The following is a 19,873-nucleotide window of genomic DNA, read 5'->3' on the forward strand; positions in this document are numbered from 1 at the left end:
TGCAGCCTGCCATTCATTAGCTAGCTGCAAGTTCATTTAATGAGATAACCATTGCACAGCGATCTTCCCGTGCAAACCCCATATCAACTTCACTCTGTAAAATCGCTTTCAACTCAATGGTTAGCTTGTCATTATCAATGATATCAAAACCTAAGCGTTGATAATAAGGGGCATTCCAAGGTACGTCACGAAAGGTTGTCAATGTCACAAACTGTAGCTGTAAAGACAATGTGGCTTCAAATACCCGTTTGATTAATTGCCGACCAATTCCCTGACCTTGCCAGTTTTGGCAAACAGATAACTCACAAATATGTAAACTATTTCTGTGCTTTTCTGCATTGATAAACCCCACTACTTCACCATCGTTATTGACAGCAACCCATTCAAGCTGCTGATGAATAAAAGCAAGGTGTTCTTGTTCCGTTTGCCCTTCCCCCTCAGCAACCCAACGGTATTTTTCATGGTTAGCGAATGTTTGCCCTGCGGATAATTCCACTGCGGGGAGATATTTGGCATCGTCTGGTACAGCTAAGCGGGTCATATACATATTATAAATGAGGAAAGTGATAGTATTAAAGTGTGAACCAAAAGCGGGTTCCCCCGCTTGTGATCATAAATCGATGGGTTATATTGCGTTATTCAGTAATTTTTTCCACATGTCCAAGACCAGCACTTGGTCCGGTGGTGTCAATTCACCCGCTTTGATTGCAGTGTGAATACTTTCTTCAACGCGTTGGAATAAAGCGTCAGAGCCAGTTTGGTTTTCTTCCTCCAGCTCTGCCACAGCAAGGGTTAAGTGACCACGCAAATAACCACCAGCGAACAATTCATCATCGTTAGCGTGTTCAACCATATCATCAATTTTTGTCAGTATGCGTGTTTCTAAATCCGCAAGCATGCTTAATCCTTACTGTAATGTATTTTCATTAGGCAAAAATATCTTCCGGATAAGGGAAGTCTTCTGCACAAATAGGTGGCGTATTGTAAAACGATTGTAACGCATTAATAAAGCATAATGGTCGTTCAGGGATACCATTTTCTAAATAAACCATCACTTGTGCATGCACTTTACGCATAAAGGCAATACGATCGGGCTCAAAATCCCCTTCCAAGTTATCGCAACTGACATTAAATGGAATACCAACCGCAACACAGAATAACCAATCTAAAGCTTGGGGTTTAATTTCAACCACTTCAAACTCACTCTGCGTTTTTTCATCTCGTCCATCTGGGCAATACCAGTAGCCATAATCGACTTGCTGGCGTCTGGCTTCCCCTGCGATGCACCAGTGTGAAATTTCATGTAACCCACTAGTAAAGAAACCATGCGCAAAAACAATACGATGATAAGGAACAGACTCATCCGCAGGTAAGTAAATGGGTTCATCATCCCCTTTTACCAATTTGGTGTTATAACTTTCACCAAAACATTTATCAAAAATATCAATTAGATCTTGATAGTTATATTTACTCATGAATAATTTAAATCATCTTAAAATAATGAGAGAAACCAAGCTTTTATCACATCGCCATGGCTATCATGGAGTAACTTAATACTCATTAATAACGAAATAACCACAATCATTGGCCTGATCAGTTTTTGTCCTTTGGTCAATACTAACCGTGCACCTAAGCGTGCACCCACCATTTGGCCAATAAGCATAACAAAGCCGAGTACCCAAAGAACATGACCTCCGATAATAAAGAAGACTAAAGACCCAAAGTTGGAAGCAAAGTTCAGTAACTTAGCATGAGCCGTTGCTTTAGCGAGGTTATAACCAAGTAATAACACGTAACCCAATGCTAAAAATGACCCCGTACCGGGCCCAAATGCACCATCATAAAAACCTAGCGTCATACCGATGGCAACACCAAAAAAAGGCATACTAATACGCTGTTGACGGTCTTGTACCCCAATCGATGGCGTTAATAAGAAGTATAAACCGACACAAATGACAAGAACCGGTAGCAGTTGCTTTAAAAACGCAGTATCAATCATTTGAATAACGATGGCGCCTAACATCGCACCAATCATCGTCATAATGAACGGAAATATTTGCTCTCGTAAATCTATCGCTTTACGTCTAACAAAATAAAGGGTTGAAGAGAATGACCCACCAACGGCTTGTAATTTGTTGGTTGCTAATGCTTCAACAGGAGTGATCCCGACAGATAACAGGGCTGGAATGGTTAACAAGCCCCCGCCCCCTGCTATTGAATCAATAAAACCAGCGAAAAGTGCAACAAAGAAGAGTAACGCATAAACTTCAGGCGCAACGGCGGTTAGCCAATCCATTTTACAATCCAAAGATGAGAAATATCATGATGTTGATATGTAGTATATCACAACCCAGATGAGGTATTTTAAGTAGGCTTCATCCAAACCTTTCTCACCCGTAAGCGACTAGACCGCCCCGCTCACGGGTTATAGCATCAACCTTTACTAATTAATCAAATGCTTGCATCGTAGGAGTAACATCAGCACATTGCCCACGATGACGTAAGTAGTGATCCATTAAAACAATGGCCATCATCGCTTCTGCAATAGGTACAGCACGGATACCGACACAAGGGTCATGACGCCCTTTGGTGATCATTTCAACTTCTTCACCAGAACGGTTCAACGTCTTACCTGATACCGTGATGCTCGATGTTGGTTTCATCGCAATATGGGCAACAATCGGTTGGCTACTGCTGATGCCGCCTAAAATACCGCCAGCATGATTAGAGGTAAAACCATTACGGGTAATTTCATCGCGATTTTCACTGCCTTTTAACGCAATAACACCAAAACCGTCACCAATTTCTACGCCTTTAACCGCATTAATACTCATGAGAGCATGGGCTAAATCTGCATCTAAACGGTCGAATACCGGTTCCCCCAACCCCGCAGGAACATGTTCAGCAACCACAGTCACTTTAGCGCCGATTGAATCCCCCTCTTTCTTTAAACCACGCAATAATTCATCAAGTGAATCTAACTGGTTTGGATCAGGGCAAAAGAACGGGTTTTCCTCAACGATGGACCAATCTTTAATTTCACATGCAATCGGGCCCATTTGTGTTAAACAACCACGAATTTGAACCCCTAGCTTTTCTTGTAGATACTTTTTAGCAATAGCCCCCGCAGCAACGCGCATTGCCGTTTCCCTTGCAGACGAGCGACCACCACCGCGGTAATCGCGTTGGCCATATTTTTGCTCATAGGTGTAATCCGCATGGCCGGGTCGAAAAACATCTTTAATTGCCCCATAATCTTGGGAACGTTGATCCGTATTTTCAATCAATAAACCAATACTTGTCCCCGTCGTTACCCCATTAAATACACCTGATAAAATTTTCACTTGGTCAGGTTCACGACGTGCCGTTGTATAACGAGATGTCCCAGGACGACGCCGGTCTAAATCTTTTTGTAAATCAGCTTCCGTTAGAGCTAAACCAGGGGGAACACCATCGATAATACAACCTAATGCCACCCCGTGTGACTCACCAAAGGTCGTTACGCGAAACAGTTGCCCAATTGAATTTCCTGCCATCGAAGTTTCCTATTCTAAGCCGCTCTTGTATTACCAAGACGTGTGTTGTTTGCTGTTAATCGTTATGTAATTGTTATTGATTACATGATTATGAGAAATCACGCAACCCTTGATTAATCAATATAAAGCGCAAAGTGCTCATGATGCTCAACAAGCTGTTCACGCGTTAACATAAACACCCCGTCACCACCGTATTCAAAGTCCAGCCAAATAAATGGAATATCAGGGTACTGTTCAATTAAATGCACCATACTGTTGCCAACCTCACACACTAATACCCCTTCTTTCGTTAAGAACCGTGGGGCATTAGCTAAAATACGGCGCACTAACTTTAGCCCATCACTGCCAGCTGCTAAGGCAAGTTCCGGCTCTACACGAAACTCTTCAGGTAGGTCATCCATATCTTCTGCATCCACATAAGGTGGATTAGTAACAATCAAATCATACTTAACTTCAGGCATATCGCGGAATAAATCGGAGCGAATAGGCACAACCTGATGCTCCAAACCATGGCTAGCGATATTTTGCTCAGTGACCGCGAGCACATCCGCCGAAATATCAACGGCATCAATTTCTGCTTCGGGGAATTCATATGCACAAGCAATTGCAATACAGCCACTACCCGTACATAAGTCTAATATCGCTTGAGGTTCATCAGTTAATAGGCCAACAAAATGGTTATTGATAAGCTCCCCAATAGGTGAACGAGGGATCAATACCCGCTCATCAACATAAAATTCGTGCCCACAGAACCACGAACGGTTAGTTAAATAGGCAACAGGAATGCGTTCATTAATACGGCGCAGAACACGCTCAATAATCCGATGGCGTTCTGTTGGTGTCAGGCGAGATGTCAGGAGTTCATCTGGTAGGTCTAGAGGCAAATAAAGTGTCGGTAACACTAATTGCAACGCCTCATCCCACGGATTATCTGTACCGTGACCATAATACACATTGGCAGCATTAAAACGACTCATCGTCCAACGTAAAATATCCTGAATGGTATGAAGTTCTGCAACAGCTTCATCAACGAAGATCTTTTCCAAGAAGGGTTTCTCCAGCCTGTTTTTTGAAAGGGAATATTTGAATAACTAAAGTTTGCCACGAAGTGAAAGACAAATCAGCAGATTAATGCAATAAAATCACCAACAACCTTTAGCTAGCACACCATTTTCGCTATAAATTAAAAATAAAAACGCCCTTTTTAATTAAAGGGCGTTAAGTAACCTAGTCTTTTAGATGAGAAAAGTGATATCTCTAGCCTTCATTTTGCACAAGCTTCTCAACGTCCTTAGCTGGTTTCTTTACCCAAACCGCATAAGCAATAGCCAAAAGTGCCAACCACACAACCCCTACATATAAGGCAATACGCGTGGATTCAAAATACCCGAGCACACCAAAAATAAAGACCATGAAAGCTATCGCCAAAATAGGCGCCACAGGCCACATAGGAACAGGGAATTTTAATTTACTCACTTCTTCTGGCGTCATTTTTTTACGCATCGCAAACTGAGCTAGTAAAATCATTAGCCACACCCAGATGGTTGCAAACGTTGCTATTGATGCAATGATAACAAAAACATCCTCAGGAATAACATAATTCAATACAACTCCGACCAATAATACCAGCACCATGACTAATACCGTCATCCAAGGCACACCGTTTTTTGTCAGTTTGGTAAAGGCTTTCGGTGCTTGTCCCTCATGTGCCATACCATACATCATGCGCCCTGCGCCGAAAATATCACTGTTGATCGCAGAAATCGCTGCGGTGATCACCACAACATTTAAGATATTGGCAGCAGATTGGATACCTAAACTGTCAAATATTTGTACAAATGGACTACCTTGCTGGCCAATTTGATTCCACGGATAAATACACATTAAAACGAAGAGCGTTAAAACATAGAATAACAAAATACGGATAGGAACAGCATTGATGGCGCGTGGAATAGTCACTTCAGGGTTTTTTGCTTCACTGGCGGTGATCCCAATCACTTCAATTCCACCGAATGCAAACATCACTACCGCAAAAGAGGCTATCACCCCTCCAACCCCATTAGGCATAAACCCATCATGGATAAATAAATTAGACACCCCAACCGCATGGTCAGCCGCTTGGCCAAAACCAAACATCATGATGGCAGCCCCACCCACTATCATCGCAATAATGGCGACCACTTTAATGATGGAAAGCCAAAACTCCATTTCACCAAACGTTTTCACGTGACACAAATTAATAGCACCAATAAAGAATATGATACTTAGCACCCATATCCATTGAGCGACATCAGGAAACCAGAGTTTCATATATACGCCAAATGCGGTGACATCAGCCAGACAAACAATAATCATTTCAAATATATATGTCCATCCAGCAAAAAAGCCAGCTCGAGCACCTAAATAATGGCTAGCATATTGTGAGAACGACCCCGCAAGCGGACGATGTACCGCCATCTCGCCCAATGCGCGCATGACCATAAACACCGCGGCGCCCCCTATTATATAAGCGAGCAGTACCGCCGGGCCTGCTGTTTCTATTGCTTTTGCTGAACCATAAAATAAACCTGTACCAATCGCTGAACCTAAAGCCATAAATCGGATGTGACGCGCAGAAAGCCCTCGCGCAAGTTGTGATGTGCTTTGCATGATTTATCCTTCGTATTATTTTATTAGTCGTGTAGATAAATACTTCAGGCGGCCGATACGTTGCCGGCCACCTTTATTGGCTTGATGTACTACCAGTGCTATTTAGGGAAAACAGCACCTTTCGTAAATAATTTTGAAAGTTTATGTTGATTAATTAAATCAATGGCAGCTTCAATATCCGGTGCAAAATAACGGTCTTTATCATAATAAGCGACCTGTTCACGTAACGTTTTACGCGCTTTTTCGAGTGCTTCGCTAGATTTTAACCCTTCACGAAAATCTATCCCTTGGCATGCAGAAAGCCATTCTATCGCAAGAATACCAGTGACGTTTTTCGCCATCTCCCACAAACGACGCCCCGCAGCAGGTGCCATAGAAACATGGTCCTCTTGGTTTGCTGAAGTCGGTAAGCTATCGACACTCGAAGGGTGTGCTAACGCTTTATTTTCACTTGCCAATGCAGCTGCAGTGACTTGAGCAATCATAAAGCCAGAATTCACGCCGCCATTATTCACGAGGAATGGAGGAAGCTGTGACATATGGGTATCCATTAATAACGCTATACGACGCTCGGATAGAGCCCCGATTTCGGCTAATGCCAAAGCAAGGTTGTCTGACGCCATCGCAACTGGCTCAGCGTGGAAATTGCCCCCAGAAATGATATCGCCGTTATCCGTAAACACCAGAGGGTTATCTGATACCGCATTTGATTCGATTAAAATCACCTCAGCCGCTTGGCGAATTTGAGTTAAGCAAGCTCCCATAACTTGTGGCTGGCAACGCAGTGAATAAGGGTCTTGTACTTTCACGCAGTTTTCATGCGACTTTGCCAACTCACTGCTTGATGATAATACCTCTCGGAACATGGCTGCGACATCAATTTGCCCTTTTTGCCCTCGCACTTCTTGTACTCGAGCATCAAAAGGTTTACGCGAACCTAATGTCGCTTCTACACTCAATGCCCCACAAATAATCCCTGAAAGTAGTAGTTTTTCAGCTTCAAATAACCCTTTAAGGGCAAAAGCAGTGGAGGTTTGGGTTCCGTTTAATAAAGCCAAGCCTTCTTTTGCTTCAAGCGTTAAAGGCTTCAGCCCTGCTTTTTCTAACGCTTTTTTGGCTGATATCCATTTACCTTCAAAACGAGCCTTTCCTTCACCGAGTAAAATCAAGCTCATATGGGCTAAAGGTGCCAAATCACCTGATGCACCGACTGAACCTTTAGCAGGAATAAACGGGTAAACCTGTGCGTTGACTAAGGCAATTAAAGCATTGATTACTTCGAGGCGAATTCCTGAAAAGCCACGCGCTAAGCTATTAATTTTTAACACCATGATCAAACGTACTAGTTCGTCATCTAAAGGGTCACCCACACCAGCCGCATGTGACATCACGATAGAACGCTGTAATGACTGCAAGTCCTGCGTAGCAATACGCGTATTGGCTAGCAAACCAAACCCAGTGTTAATACCATAAGCAGTTCTATCTTCAGCAATAATTTTATTAACTGTTGCTACACTTTTTTCAATCACGGCATGAGCACGTTTATCTAATGTGACAGTCACTGGCTGTTCAAAAACGATGCGCAAATCTTCGAGTGTCATTTTTCCTGGGTGGATAGTTAGTTTAGTCATTAATGGCACTCCTTAACGTGTTTTAATCATAGGTAAATTGAGATTTTTTTCTTCTGCACAAGCAATCGCGATGTCATACCCTGCGTCAGCATGGCGCATCACCCCTGTTGCGGGGTCATTGTGCAGTACTCGAGCAATACGCTCAGCCGCTTCGTCGGTTCCATCACAAACAATCACCACTCCCGAATGTTGTGAGAACCCCATTCCCACACCACCGCCATGATGCAAAGAAACCCATGTCGCGCCACTGGCTGTATTTAATAAAGCATTGAGTAGCGGCCAATCTGATACCGCATCAGAGCCGTCTTTCATCGCTTCTGTTTCACGGTTTGGGCTAGCAACTGAGCCAGAATCTAAATGATCACGACCAATAACAATTGGGGCGGAAACCTCACCACTTCTGACCATCTCATTAAAGGCTAAGCCTAATTTAGCTCTGTCCCCTAAACCAACCCAACAAATACGCGCCGGTAACCCTTGAAAGCTGATCCGCTCACGTGCCATATCCAACCAACGATGTAAGTGCTTATCATCAGGTAATAATTGTTTAACTTTAGCATCAGTTTTGTAGATATCTTCGGGATCTCCTGATAACGCAACCCAACGGAATGGGCCAACGCCACGACAAAATAGAGGGCGAATATAGGCAGGAACAAAACCAGGGAAATCAAAGGCATCTTTCACCCCCATTTCCAGCGCCATTTGGCGAATATTATTGCCATAATCAAATGTGGGTATACCTTGTTTCTTGAATGCCAACATGGCTTTAACGTGTTCTGCCATGGATTTCTTTGCCGCTAAGGCAGTGGCTTGTGGCTCTTTGACACTGAGTTCTCGGTATTTTTCCCAACTCATGCCAATGGGTAAATAACCATTGAGTGGGTCATGGGCACTGGTTTGGTCGGTAACCATGTCTGGCTTCACACCACGTTTAACTAATTCAGGTAAAATTTCAGCAGCATTTGCACACAGTGCAATAGAAATGGCTTTGCCTTCTGAGGTGTATTTTTTAAGACGTGCTAATGCATCATCGAGATCAGTGGCTTGTTCGTCGACATAATGCGTTCTTAGGCGAAAATCAATGCGGCTTTGTTGACATTCAATATTCAGTGAACAAGCCCCTGCAAGTGTTGCGGCTAATGGCTGAGCGCCCCCCATTCCACCTAACCCCGCCGTTAATACCCAACGACCAGTTAAGTCACCATTAAAATGCTGACGAGCGGCTTCAACGAATGTTTCATAAGTACCTTGGACAATCCCTTGGCTGCCGATATAAATCCAACTTCCTGCGGTCATTTGCCCATACATCGCCAAACCTTTGGCATCCAGTTCGTTGAAATGCTCCCAATTGGCCCAATGAGGCACAAGATTCGAATTAGCAATTAAAACGCGTGGAGCATTAGCGTGAGTTTTAAACACCCCGACAGGTTTACCGGACTGAACAAGTAAAGTTTCATCGTTTTCGAGTTGTTTCAAAGATTCAATGATTTGGTCATAACATTGCCAATTACGTGCCGCACGACCAATACCACCATATACAACTAATTCATGGGGATTTTCTGCAACATCGGGGTCAAGGTTATTCATTAACATACGTAGTGGCGCTTCCGTCAGCCAGCTTTTTGCACTCAATGAATTACCACGCGGCGCCCTAATTTCGATATTTCTATATTTATTATTAAGTGCTGTCACTTGTATACCCTCTATTTATCGATTCATTGGATACTCACTCTATCTTTCTATAGATATAGTTGTATATACATGTACGATCAATCAATTTTTTAACATAAAAATTAAATTATTTTTATATAAAAAAGAGGGTTTTCATTAAAAAACAACAAGATAATTATCTTATGTATTTATTGTTCTATACTTTTTTATTCTAAATTTGCCTGTGAGATCACATTAAATTCACAATAATTTTACATGAAAAAACAAAAAAACGTGATGGAGAGAGTGTGTAAGGCGCAAAGCGGAAATTTGTATTAATACAACCCCGCCTATTTTTTAATAAAAACTAAGAGGAAAAACTGCCTTTGAGTTTATAACGATGACCGGGGAACAATAATTTTGTACTGGTGACTATAAATGACTGAGACCAAGTACGACGAGTAATCAGCAAGCAGGATGCACCTACATTAATTTGCAATAACCTTGCAGCCCGCTCATCTGCCTCGATCGCTTCCACAATGTGCTCACCTTGGGTCAATGGTGCGACCTGAGATAAATAATCATGGGGAGTAATAGATAAAAAGTTTTGCTGTAAGTAATCAGGCGCCGCTAGAGCATTAACATACCTATCTTCGATTTGAACAGGGACATCATTTTCTAAATGTACAATGATAGAATGAAAAACAGGGGCTCCTAGACTAATATTAAGTTCACTCGCCAATGCTGATGACGCTTGTATTTCTTCAAGCTTAATTATACGGCAACTATATTTATGATCCCTCGCAAGGATCTCCGCTTCTATGCTGTGTATTTCGAATAATGCGGATTGCCCCTTAGGCTCTGCAACAAAAGTCCCAACGCCTTGCAAGCGAACTAATAACCCTTCAGCTGTTAATTCACGGACAGCACGGTTTGCTGTCATTCGGCTACATTGAAATTGGGAGACTAGCTCAGCTTCAGATGGAATACGGTCATTTGCCTGCCATTGTGCAGTGTGAATTTTCTCAATAATAGACTGCTTAACTTGCAAATATAAGGGAACTGGCGTTCCTGATTTATCTTTTTTATTGGCTGTCACAGTGTTTTCCAATTTAATCATTAAAATCTGAAGGATGTATAGGCTATTTTACGTCACAAAATGTAACTTTAGCTTAGTACTATCGGGCATTTTTTATCCTGACAGTCGTGAATAAAAGCATCACATTTAATACCCCATTAACGGTATAAATACGCGATGAGATTTTAATAACAACAAACAAAAATAATCATAGAGTTGCTATACATAATGAATACATACATTACATACAGCAACCAATATATTATTAATTATGGCTATTATTAGCTCAATTTAAATGATTTTTTATATTAATACTGACCAAGATTATGGATTACGGTGGGTAATTTCCCCTTCATATACTCGTAAATACAAGGGGTTACTGCCTTGCTCATATATCATTTCCACAGGTTCTTGCGCATTCCACACCACAAAATTGGCAATAAACCCCGGCGCTAATTGCCCATGAGTATCTTCTCGCCCTAACGCTTTTGCAGCATGGCGGGTCACGCCTGCCCAAATTTCTTCTGGTGTTAACTTAAATAACACAGCCGCCATATTCATAATCATACGTAATGATGCAAATGGGCTTGTTCCTGGGTTAAAATCGGTTGAAACAGCCATCGGAACTTGGTGTTCGCGTAATAATTCAATAGGTGGCAGTTTAGTTTCTCTTAGAAAATAAAAAGCACCTGGCAATAATACTGCAACTGTCCCGCTCGCTTTTAGCGCACGTATTCCTTCAAGATCTAAATATTCAATATGATCAACAGATAGACCATGGTAGCGAGCAACCAATTCGCTGCCACCTAAATTTGATAGTTGTTCAACATGGCCTTTTACTGGGATACCCAACTGCTGAGCGGCGGCAAATAACTTTTCACTTTGCTTAAGAGAAAAACCAACGCTTTCACAGAATACATCAACGGCATCAAATAGACCTTTTTTCCACAGCTCGGGCATGATTTTTTGACAAATTAATTCAATGTATTGATCAGACTGGCCTTTGTATTCTTCAGGCACAGTATGCGCAGATAACAATGTTGAACTCACTGAAATTGGATATTCCGCGGCTAAGCGCTTAGCAACTTTTAATTGTTTCTCTTCATTTTCATAATCAAGGCCATAGCCTGACTTCATTTCAATTGCCGTCACACCCTCGCGAATTAATGCTTCGAGCCTCGGTTTAGCACGGCAAAACAACGCGTCCTCACTCATTTTTCGTGTCTCACGGACAGTGGAGTTTATTCCACCTCCTTGAGCACTAATGGTTTCATAGGAAACGCCATTCATTCTTTGTTCCCATTCCGCGGCACGGTCACCACCAAAAACTAAATGAGTGTGGCAATCAATTAAACCAGGGGTAATTAACCTACCCTTAACATCAATAATTTGGCAGTCGTTAATTTCAGTATCTTTAGTAGGGACAATGGCAATAATTTGCTTATCACGAACAATTAAATCATGATTTTCGACTAGCCCATACGGTGCTGCTGATCCTGTACTCATTGTTGCAATGCGGCCATTACGCCAAACTATATCTTGCGGGAGAGTTTTAAATACCATTAGCTTTTCCTATTGTTGCCAACGTCGGTTTTATTCATTTCATTAATGAAAGTATAGATATGTATATACAATTAGACTAGCTACCCCCCTGTTGTCAATGCTTACTCGATAAAAGGTTATAAATTTGTTACATAACACCAATAATTTGCAATTGTCTCCATTGACCGAAAAAATGGGTTACACTAACGACCAGAAAGATTAATCGCCAAAATGTTATTAAAATTATGAAAAACAAATTTGGACTTGAAGATGAAGATATTCGTCTCTTTAAAGAAGCCATTAATGGCGCAAAAAAAATTCGTCAGGACCAAGTCCTACACGCGCCTATTCGAGCAAAAGTAACCCAACCCTCAAGTAAGAAGGTTATCCAAGAGCAAGTTGATGCTTCATTTTATTTTTCGGATGAATTTCAGCCTCAGCTACAAGAGGAAGGCCCAACCCGTTATTTAAGGCCAGATTCTAACCCTTATGAACTAAAAAAATTGCGGCGTGGTGACTACGTCCCTGAATTATTTTTAGACTTGCATGGCCTAACACAAATGGAAGCGAAACAAGAAATTGGCGCTTTGATTGCCGCCTGTAAACGTGAAAATGTTTATTGTGCTTGTATCATGCATGGTCATGGGAAACACGTTTTAAAACAACAAACACCATTATGGCTTGCACAGCACCCTGATATTATTGCTTTTCACCAAGCCCCTAAAGAATGGGGGGGAAATGCTGCTCTATTATTACTTATAGAAACGATGGAGAGCGCTCGTCGTTAAGCGCTCATATTATATTTTACTTTGCAAATAATAATTGCGATGGGCTCAACATCCATTCAACGTGGCTTTTCTGGTGTGCCACATCAATTTCAATACAAGCAATAGTTGATGTGGTAAACATTGGTGGTTCTTTGTGTGGGCACAATTCAGACACCAAATAACCCACCAATGGCAAGTGAGAAACAACTAATATAGCATTGGCACCGAGCACCGCAAGGTCACGGATATGATCAGCAACAAAAACGGCATTCCCTCCTGGTGTCAATTGCTCTAACACTTCAAATTTGCTTGGTATGTTAAGATATTGGCTAACCACTTCACGTGTTTGCTCAGCCCTTAAATAAGGGCTCACCAATACACAATCAATTTTGACCCCTTGATTTTGTAACCACTGAGCCATTAAAACTGACTCATCTTTTCCCTTTTGTGTTAATGGGCGAGCAGCGTCGCTTGCTGCCTGTATCGCTGCATCGCCATGACGCATAATATAAACTTGCATAATCCACCATCTGAGTAGCCTACTTAATTAAAGTGACTATTCTTTTTGTTAAGGTAATTGTTGTAAAAATAACCATCAGTTGGGGTAAAGTGTGATTCTGCATGAAATGGCCAGCAAAGAAAATGATTTGGGTAGATTTTTGTTGATGTTTTATCTGAAAAATATGCATAAAAAAAAGTTATATCTTAAAAACAATCGGTTATAAATCACCTTATACTATCTCTACCACCCATTAGGTAATTAACACCTCTCACCTTATGCCCCAAAAATAAACTTGCCTCTTTTAGCCTAACTTTTGCGATAAAGCCCATTGGAAAATAAAGGGTATGACACGCATAATAAAAAACCTGACACCAAGCAAAACGTATTAGTATCAGGTTTATATTATTATCTTATTAATTTTTAAAATATTTTTACACCACGGGGAAAACCATAATTCAGTAATCGTTATCCCATCATGTAAGCGAAGCTACTTGTCAGTGTTAACTGAGAAAAAAGTATGGTTTTTTTCAGCCATTTCACACAATAGCTCACAAGGTTGAAACTTCTCACCATGACGCGCGGCGAGAGAACGTAATGTTTCTACCGTTTTAGCGATACCTAAGCTATCCATATACCTAAATGGGCCACCAAAAAAAGGTGGGAAACCAATACCAAATACAGCCCCTACATCACCGTCACGTGCATTTCGAATGATATTTTCATCTAAGCAACGGGCCGCCTCATTGAGCATCATCATAACACAACGCTGTGCAATATCCGCTTTACTCAATCGGCTGTTTGGCGTTACCCCTATTAGTGAATAAATGGTTTTATCCACTTGCCGTTTGCTGTTTTTTTTCCAAAACAACAGTTTGCTTGAAGAATGACCGTATTCATAAAACCCTTTGCTGTTTTTCTTACCTTTACGCCCGTCTTTGACAACTTTATCAAGTAAATCAGGTGCATTAAAACGCTCACCAAAGCGCTCGACTAAAATAGGTAAAATTTTGGTTCCGACATCAATACCGACCTCATCCAGCAAATTAAAAGGCCCCAAAGGGAAACCGAACTCAACCAAAGCGCGGTCGATTTGTTCAATAGACTCACCTTCAACAAGACATTGAGCTGCCTCACATAAATAAGGCGCTAAAATCCGGTTCACATAAAAACCGGCATCGTCCCCGACAACAATCGCTGTTTTACCTTGGCGTTTCGCAAAGGCAACCACTGTCGCTATGGTTGTTTCATCCGTCTGCTGGTGAGGGATCACTTCCACCAGCGGCATTTTATCGACTGGGCTAAAATAATGTAAACCAATAACCTTTTCAGGGTGTGCTGCATTAGCCGCAATCTGATGAATAGGTAATGATGATGTATTAGATGCAAAAATTGTTTGTTTGGCCGACATTTTTTCAACATCAGTAACCATTTTTCGCTTTAATGCTAAATCTTCGAAAACAGCTTCAATAATGATATCTGAGTTTTCAAGCCCTTGATAACTTAACGTCCCTGATATTTTAGCCATTACAGCCGCTCGTTCTCGTGCTAATAACCGCCGCTTAACTACCCTCTGAGTGAGTAGATCCCAGCTATAACGTAGTGCTTGGGCAACACCTTTCTCTGAAATATCTTTAATACGGACAGGTAATTTCCCCTGAAATGCACTAACGTAAGCTATCCCTCCCCCCATGAGGCCACCACCCAATACCCCCACTTTATTAATTGGCAATGGGTTGGCTTGTGCACCGGATTCATTTTTCAATGAAGTGACGGCAAAAAATAAACTACGCAATGCAGCCGACTCTGGTGTCATCACCAGTTCGCCGAAAGCTTTCGCCTCTTCTGCATACCCAGCTTTCAAGCCTTTATTCATCCCTGTTTTCACAACATGAATTATTTTTTCAGGTGCAGGATAATGGCCTTTTGTTTTACTTAATACTTTTTGCTTGGCATTTTGAAACACTTTATTACGCAGTAATCGGCTGCTTAATAACCGTTGTTGCCAATGAATAGCAGGACGTTTAATGCCCCCTTTTTTAACCATGTTAACCGCGACATCTAACAATATGGATTGCGGCACAACGTCATCCACTAACCCCATTTTTAGTGCTTGTTTTGCACCTAATTGCCGACCTGTTAGCATTAAATCCAAAGCATGTGGGATACCGATTAACCGAGGTAATCGTTGGGTTCCACCTGAGCCAGGCAATAGCCCTAATTGTACTTCAGGCACCCCTAGCTTGGTTTTACTATCATTCGAACAAACCCTAGCATGGCAAGCCAATGCAAGCTCTAACCCACCACCTAAACATGCACCATGAATAGCGGCAATAATAGGTAAAGGGTAATTATCAATTTTATCAAATAATGTATGGCCTTCCTTTGACAACTCGCTTGCTTGCGCTTTAGTTTCACAATTCGCAATCATGCTGATGTCCGCACCAGCAATAAAATTGTCTTTTTTCCCTGAGGTAATGACTAAACCTTTTAACCCCGAAGTGGATTGTGCTTTTTGTAAAATGGCAAGGAATTGTTCAGCAAATTCAGCTTTTAATGTATTGACCTTTTCTTCGGGCACATCAATGAAAATAACCCCAACATTTTCATTGTAAATTTCTAATTTAAACGCGGGTTGAATAGCCCCTATCGCCAATTCAGTAGTAGAATTTTGTGTCATTATTCCACCTCTAAGATCATTGCAGTACCTAAACCACCAGCCGCACATGCAGTGGTCAACCCAAAACCACCACCCCGTCTACGCAGCTCATTTAAAGTTTGCGTAACCATCCGCGCCCCTGTTGCCGCAAAAGGATGCCCATAAGCAATAGAGCCGCCCAACACATTAAATTTATCCATATCAATTTCACCAATTGCATTGCTCATTGCTAGTTTTTCTTGTGCAAACTTACGGCTACCAAACATTTGTATATTCGCCAGCGTTTGTGCAGCAAAAGCTTCATGCATATCAATCAAAGATAAATCTTGTAAAGACAGCCCTGCCCGTTTCAATGCAATGGGTGTGGCATAAGATGGGCCTAATAGCATGTCTTCCCATACATCAATTGCAGCAAAGGCATAACTGCGAATGTAACCTAAAGGGGTGTAACCTAGTGCTTTTGCTCGTGACTCTGTCATCATTAATACTGCTGCTGCGCCATCAGTCAGTGGTGTACTATTAGCCGCAGTGACACTGCCATGCTTACGGTCAAACGCAGGTTTTAGCTTAGCGTATGATGATAGAACTGAATTAGCGCGAACATTATTATCTTGTGAGTAGGCTTGTTTAAAAGGCGGCATATATGCCGTCATAACCTCATCATTTAAAGCACCATTTTCCCATGCTTTTGCCGCTAATAAATGCGAACGATGCGCGAGTTCATCCTGTTGTTCCCGACTGATATGATAGCTTTTAGCCATTTGTTCAGCAGTATCCCCCATGCGAAGCCCTGTGGAGTACTCTGCAACCCCCGGCGCAACAGGCAGTAGGTCTTTTAAGCGTAATTTTGCTATTAGTGACAGTTTTTGCCCAACAGATTTAGCTTTGCTTAATGCTAATAAGGTCGCTGCTAATTTTTTCGATACCCCGATAGGAAGAACAGAGGATGAGTCAGCACCACCAGCAACCCCAACAGAGATATCCCCTACCATCATACTTTGAGCTACATTAACGATCGCTTGAAAGCTTGTTGCGCAGGCACGAGATACACTATAAGCATCTGTTGAGACACTCATTCCCGTTCCAAGGACTATTTCCCTCGCAATATTAGGGGCTTCTGGCATTTGAACAACTTGCCCAAAAACAAGTTGTTCAATTAGGTTTTTATCTAAGTCACTACGCGCTAATAACTCGGCAACAACCGCTTTGCCTAAGTCAACAGCTGCAATCCCTTGATATGCGGTAGACTGCTTTGCAAATGGTAAGCGTAAACCACTCACAATGGCGATCCTTTCTTTTGTTGGATATGTTTTTTCACCATGGTGGGAATGTTGATTCATGGTCGCTCCTGCTAAAAGCAAAATGAAATATAGTTAGATTATTCACTACCGACCCAAAGAGGTCTGACCTGTAATAATTGTTAACATAATATTCACATTTATCAATGGCTATTGATAAAAAATGCGAGCAAACACGCAACTTAGAGTAAAAATAGGATGGAAAAGATGTGATAAAAAAGACAAGATAAACCTTTTACCACACTGAATCTGCCTAAAGGCTATATTCTTGGTGATAAAAGGTCAATTAGGATAGATTCAAACGTTTGATTAACGAAGGCCTAACTGAAAAATCAGACTTTCTGCTTCGCAACTAAAAGTAAATTCAGCATTCAATTCAACGCCACCCTCTACCGCATTGATAGAATGGGTAATAACACAAGGGTCTGACTCAACAGATTTTGCTTTGTCTGTGAGTGTTTTCAACATGGACTCCGCTTCTCCCTGTGTGGCGAAAACATGCTGATACGATGCGGTACAGTCTTTGTTATCTAACACTGTTCCTACATCCACACAACAGCATGCTGCTGTCTCATCCGCGCTACAACGGTTAATCGCATCAGTCATTTTACTCTCCAAATAAACAAACTGTTAAATTGCTATCATAACGCTTAAAAAGTGCTAAAAACTAGTGTGTATCAAAATATATCACTAAAAATTAAACATAAGTTTGATCTTACCCCGCGCTTGCTTGTTTATTACTCTTAATTGGTCATTTTATGTTGCCATTTTGTTAAATGTGTCGCATTTTTGCAAACGGAATCGAAATAAACACAAAACAAGCTTGCAACATATCAGGTGGTCAGACCTATACTCTAGTAACTGGTCTGATTTGTCATAGCGGCAAGGGACCCTACAATTCTGCGCTTCTTGCGATAGAAGTCGCTTTATTCAAATAAAACATAAGAGGGTTTTGGTCATGAGCCAGAAAAACCTGTTTTCTAGATCAGCTTTAGCAATAGCAGTGGCAATCGTCTCCTCCAACGCAGGTGCAGCTGGTTTTTTGCTTAATGAATATTCCACATCTGCACTGGGGCGCGCGTTTTCTGGGGCTGGTGCAATGGGCGACAACGCAAGTGAGGGAAGCCGTAACCCTGCAGCCATGATGTTGTTTGATCGCCCTTCTCTGTCTGTCGGTGCTGTATATATTGACCCAAGTGTTGATATTAAAGGTAAAGGCGGCTCACCATTGGGTAGCAATACGACAGCAAATGATATCGCACCGAGTGCTGTTGTACCGAATGCTCACTTTATTTTTCCAGTTAATGATAAATGGGCAGTTGGGACTTCAATGACCACTAACTTTGGTTTAGCAACTGATTTTAATAAAAACTATGCTGCGGGCCCTATTGGCGGTAAAACAGATCTAAAAACTGTTAACTTAAATTTAAGTGGCGCATACCGTGTTAATAACAATTTCAGTTTTGGCTTAGGTGTTAATGCAGTCTATGCTGATGCAGAAATCACTCGGCATGCGGGTGATTTAGGTGCTCTAGCACCAATTATTAGTAAAGGGAAATTACCGGCCTTTCCTGGCAGCACCACTATGGCAAAATTAACAGGTGATGATTGGGGTTATGGTTGGAATGCGGGTATCTTATACGAAATTAATGATGATAACCGCTTAAGTTTAAGCTACCGTTCTAAAGTTAAAGTTAAGTTTGAAGATGGAAAATTCTCAAATGATATTCCTAAAGGAATACCAGACCTATACGGTACGGGCGGCGAAAAAGTTAAAGGTAAATTAGACCTTAATCTACCTGACGTTTGGGAATTCTCAGGTTACCACAAAGTCGCACCTAAATGGGCTCTACACTATAGTGTAGCTTATACAGGCTGGAGTGAATTTAAAGAATTAACCGCCTACCAAAAAAGTGATGGTAGAGAGTTATTCCATAAACCAGAGCATTTTAAAGATGCATGGCGTTTAGCATTAGGTACTACTTATTTCTATGATGATAACTGGACATTCCGTACCGGTATCGCCTATGACCAGACACCTGTACGTTCAGAATACCGTTCAATTTCTATCCCAGACCAAGACCGCTACTGGTTAAGTGCTGGTACAACTTATGCATTCAATGAAAATGCCTCTGTCGATGTGGGGATTTCTTATATGCATGGTAAGAAAGTCAATATCAGTGAAAAATTGCTGGAACGACCTGGTTCCCCTGTTTATAACTTCAAATCTGAAGGTTCCGCTTGGTTATATGGTGTAAACTTTAACTACGCTTTCTAATTTATTAATTTTAGTGAGTATCAGCGGAAACATCCCTGATACTCACTTACCTCCCACACCTTCACTCCCTAATTAAAATTTCATCTTGACCTCAGCTGTCATTACATGTAAATTAATTGTTAAATAGGTTAGTTTCATTCTATTCATTTCGTCATCTACAATTAGCTTTCAAAACTTTACAAGTTTAAGATAAATCGCTTTATATATCATAAAATTAACAGTTACTCTCTGAATGTTCTTATTTGCAAGCACAACTTAAGTATGTATCTTATACTTACTCATACAC

General features: G+C 41.4%; 17 protein-coding genes. 2 read left to right on the forward strand and 15 right to left on the reverse strand.

Translation table 11 applies throughout. The features are described from left to right. Positions 1-16: 16 nt before the first annotated feature. From RB151_RS13515 to hutI, 11 genes are all read right to left on the reverse strand, one after another. Positions 17-541, reverse strand: a complete 525-nt coding sequence (locus tag RB151_RS13515; RefSeq protein ID WP_225832957.1) for a GNAT family N-acetyltransferase — start codon at positions 539-541, stop codon at positions 17-19. Positions 542-625: 84 nt separating this feature from the next. Beyond that, a complete protein-coding gene (locus RB151_RS13520; protein ID WP_042844523.1) occupies positions 626-898 on the reverse strand; it encodes a YfcL family protein in 273 nt (90 codons plus the stop codon). A gap of 28 nt (positions 899-926) precedes the next feature. Further along, positions 927-1,475 carry an elongation factor P hydroxylase gene (locus RB151_RS13525; RefSeq protein ID WP_042844526.1) on the reverse strand — a complete coding sequence of 183 codons (549 nt, stop codon included), beginning with the start codon at positions 1,473-1,475 and terminating at the stop codon, positions 927-929. A gap of 17 nt (positions 1,476-1,492) precedes the next feature. Then, positions 1,493-2,296 carry a TSUP family transporter gene (locus RB151_RS13530; protein WP_042844527.1) on the reverse strand — a complete coding sequence of 268 codons (804 nt, stop codon included), beginning with the start codon at positions 2,294-2,296 and terminating at the stop codon, positions 1,493-1,495. A gap of 151 nt (positions 2,297-2,447) precedes the next feature. Beyond that, complete coding sequence (gene aroC / locus RB151_RS13535; protein WP_042844529.1) at positions 2,448-3,536, reverse strand: chorismate synthase; 1,089 nt, start codon at positions 3,534-3,536, stop codon at positions 2,448-2,450. Positions 3,537-3,649: 113 nt separating this feature from the next. Continuing rightward, positions 3,650-4,582: a 50S ribosomal protein L3 N(5)-glutamine methyltransferase gene (gene prmB, locus RB151_RS13540; RefSeq protein WP_042844532.1), complete on the reverse strand. Its 933-nt coding sequence runs from the start codon at positions 4,580-4,582 to the stop codon at positions 3,650-3,652. Between the two features lie 211 nt (positions 4,583-4,793). Then, the gene (locus RB151_RS13545; protein WP_042844533.1) at positions 4,794-6,185 is read right to left on the reverse strand and encodes an amino acid permease; all 1,392 of its coding nucleotides are present in this window, start codon (positions 6,183-6,185) and stop codon (positions 4,794-4,796) included. Positions 6,186-6,283: 98 nt separating this feature from the next. Continuing rightward, positions 6,284-7,816: a histidine ammonia-lyase gene (gene hutH, locus RB151_RS13550; RefSeq protein ID WP_042844535.1), complete on the reverse strand. Its 1,533-nt coding sequence runs from the start codon at positions 7,814-7,816 to the stop codon at positions 6,284-6,286. Positions 7,817-7,828: 12 nt separating this feature from the next. After that, a complete protein-coding gene (gene hutU / locus RB151_RS13555) occupies positions 7,829-9,508 on the reverse strand; it encodes a urocanate hydratase (RefSeq protein WP_042844536.1) in 1,680 nt (559 codons plus the stop codon). 325 nt (positions 9,509-9,833) lie between these two features. Continuing rightward, on the reverse strand, positions 9,834-10,565 hold the full coding sequence (hutC, locus tag RB151_RS13560) for a histidine utilization repressor (RefSeq protein WP_370661201.1): 732 nt from the start codon (positions 10,563-10,565) through the stop codon (positions 9,834-9,836). A 303-nt stretch (positions 10,566-10,868) separates the two neighbouring features. Continuing rightward, positions 10,869-12,107, reverse strand: a complete 1,239-nt coding sequence (gene hutI, locus RB151_RS13565) for an imidazolonepropionase (RefSeq protein WP_042844541.1) — start codon at positions 12,105-12,107, stop codon at positions 10,869-10,871. Positions 12,108-12,331: 224 nt separating this feature from the next. Between hutI and smrB the strand changes: the two genes are divergently transcribed. Next, positions 12,332-12,874 (forward strand): endonuclease SmrB, encoded by a 543-nt coding sequence (smrB, locus tag RB151_RS13570; protein WP_048607547.1) that lies wholly within the window; start codon positions 12,332-12,334, stop codon positions 12,872-12,874. Between the two features lie 16 nt (positions 12,875-12,890). On the opposite strand, the gene sixA is transcribed toward smrB, so the two are convergent. The 4 genes from sixA to RB151_RS13590 form a co-directional block, all read right to left on the reverse strand. Further along, positions 12,891-13,373 carry a phosphohistidine phosphatase SixA gene (gene sixA, locus RB151_RS13575; protein WP_071548197.1) on the reverse strand — a complete coding sequence of 161 codons (483 nt, stop codon included), beginning with the start codon at positions 13,371-13,373 and terminating at the stop codon, positions 12,891-12,893. Between the two features lie 469 nt (positions 13,374-13,842). Next, the gene (gene fadJ / locus RB151_RS13580; protein WP_071548198.1) at positions 13,843-16,032 is read right to left on the reverse strand and encodes a fatty acid oxidation complex subunit alpha FadJ; all 2,190 of its coding nucleotides are present in this window, start codon (positions 16,030-16,032) and stop codon (positions 13,843-13,845) included. Then, positions 16,032-17,351 (reverse strand): acetyl-CoA C-acyltransferase FadI, encoded by a 1,320-nt coding sequence (gene fadI, locus RB151_RS13585; protein WP_042844547.1) that lies wholly within the window; start codon positions 17,349-17,351, stop codon positions 16,032-16,034. Before fadI ends, fadJ begins: the two co-directional genes overlap by 1 nt. A 267-nt stretch (positions 17,352-17,618) precedes the next feature. Beyond that, positions 17,619-17,915 (reverse strand): YfcZ/YiiS family protein, encoded by a 297-nt coding sequence (locus RB151_RS13590; RefSeq protein ID WP_080750863.1) that lies wholly within the window; start codon positions 17,913-17,915, stop codon positions 17,619-17,621. 352 nt (positions 17,916-18,267) lie between these two features. On the opposite strand from RB151_RS13590, the gene fadL reads away from it, so the two are divergent. Beyond that, positions 18,268-19,587 carry a long-chain fatty acid transporter FadL gene (fadL, locus tag RB151_RS13595; RefSeq protein WP_071548199.1) on the forward strand — a complete coding sequence of 440 codons (1,320 nt, stop codon included), beginning with the start codon at positions 18,268-18,270 and terminating at the stop codon, positions 19,585-19,587. The last annotated feature ends 286 nt before the right edge of the window (positions 19,588-19,873 follow it).

Source organism: Providencia rettgeri (genome assembly GCF_001874625.1).
GTDB classification, from domain to species: Bacteria; Pseudomonadota; Gammaproteobacteria; order Enterobacterales; family Enterobacteriaceae; genus Providencia; species Providencia huashanensis.

What these genes read in the sequence shown, in the direction of transcription:
- RB151_RS13515 (WP_225832957.1), bottom strand. Translation starts at nt 541, where the DNA reads ATGACCCGCTTAGCTGTACCAGACGATGCCAAATATCTCCCCGCAGTG.
- RB151_RS13520 (WP_042844523.1), bottom strand. Translation starts at nt 898, where the DNA reads ATGCTTGCGGATTTAGAAACACGCATACTGACAAAAATTGATGATATG.
- RB151_RS13525 (WP_042844526.1), bottom strand. Translation starts at nt 1,475, where the DNA reads ATGAGTAAATATAACTATCAAGATCTAATTGATATTTTTGATAAATGT.
- RB151_RS13530 (WP_042844527.1), bottom strand. Translation starts at nt 2,296, where the DNA reads ATGGATTGGCTAACCGCCGTTGCGCCTGAAGTTTATGCGTTACTCTTC.
- aroC (WP_042844529.1), bottom strand. Translation starts at nt 3,536, where the DNA reads ATGGCAGGAAATTCAATTGGGCAACTGTTTCGCGTAACGACCTTTGGT.
- RB151_RS13545 (WP_042844533.1), bottom strand. Translation starts at nt 6,185, where the DNA reads ATGCAAAGCACATCACAACTTGCGCGAGGGCTTTCTGCGCGTCACATC.
- hutH (WP_042844535.1), bottom strand. Translation starts at nt 7,816, where the DNA reads ATGACTAAACTAACTATCCACCCAGGAAAAATGACACTCGAAGATTTG.
- hutI (WP_042844541.1), bottom strand. Translation starts at nt 12,107, where the DNA reads ATGGTATTTAAAACTCTCCCGCAAGATATAGTTTGGCGTAATGGCCGC.
- smrB (WP_048607547.1), top strand. Translation starts at nt 12,332, where the DNA reads ATGAAAAACAAATTTGGACTTGAAGATGAAGATATTCGTCTCTTTAAA.
- sixA (WP_071548197.1), bottom strand. Translation starts at nt 13,373, where the DNA reads ATGCAAGTTTATATTATGCGTCATGGCGATGCAGCGATACAGGCAGCA.
- fadJ (WP_071548198.1), bottom strand. Translation starts at nt 16,032, where the DNA reads ATGACACAAAATTCTACTACTGAATTGGCGATAGGGGCTATTCAACCC.
- fadI (WP_042844547.1), bottom strand. Translation starts at nt 17,351, where the DNA reads ATGAATCAACATTCCCACCATGGTGAAAAAACATATCCAACAAAAGAA.
- RB151_RS13590 (WP_080750863.1), bottom strand. Translation starts at nt 17,915, where the DNA reads ATGACTGATGCGATTAACCGTTGTAGCGCGGATGAGACAGCAGCATGC.
- fadL (WP_071548199.1), top strand. Translation starts at nt 18,268, where the DNA reads ATGAGCCAGAAAAACCTGTTTTCTAGATCAGCTTTAGCAATAGCAGTG.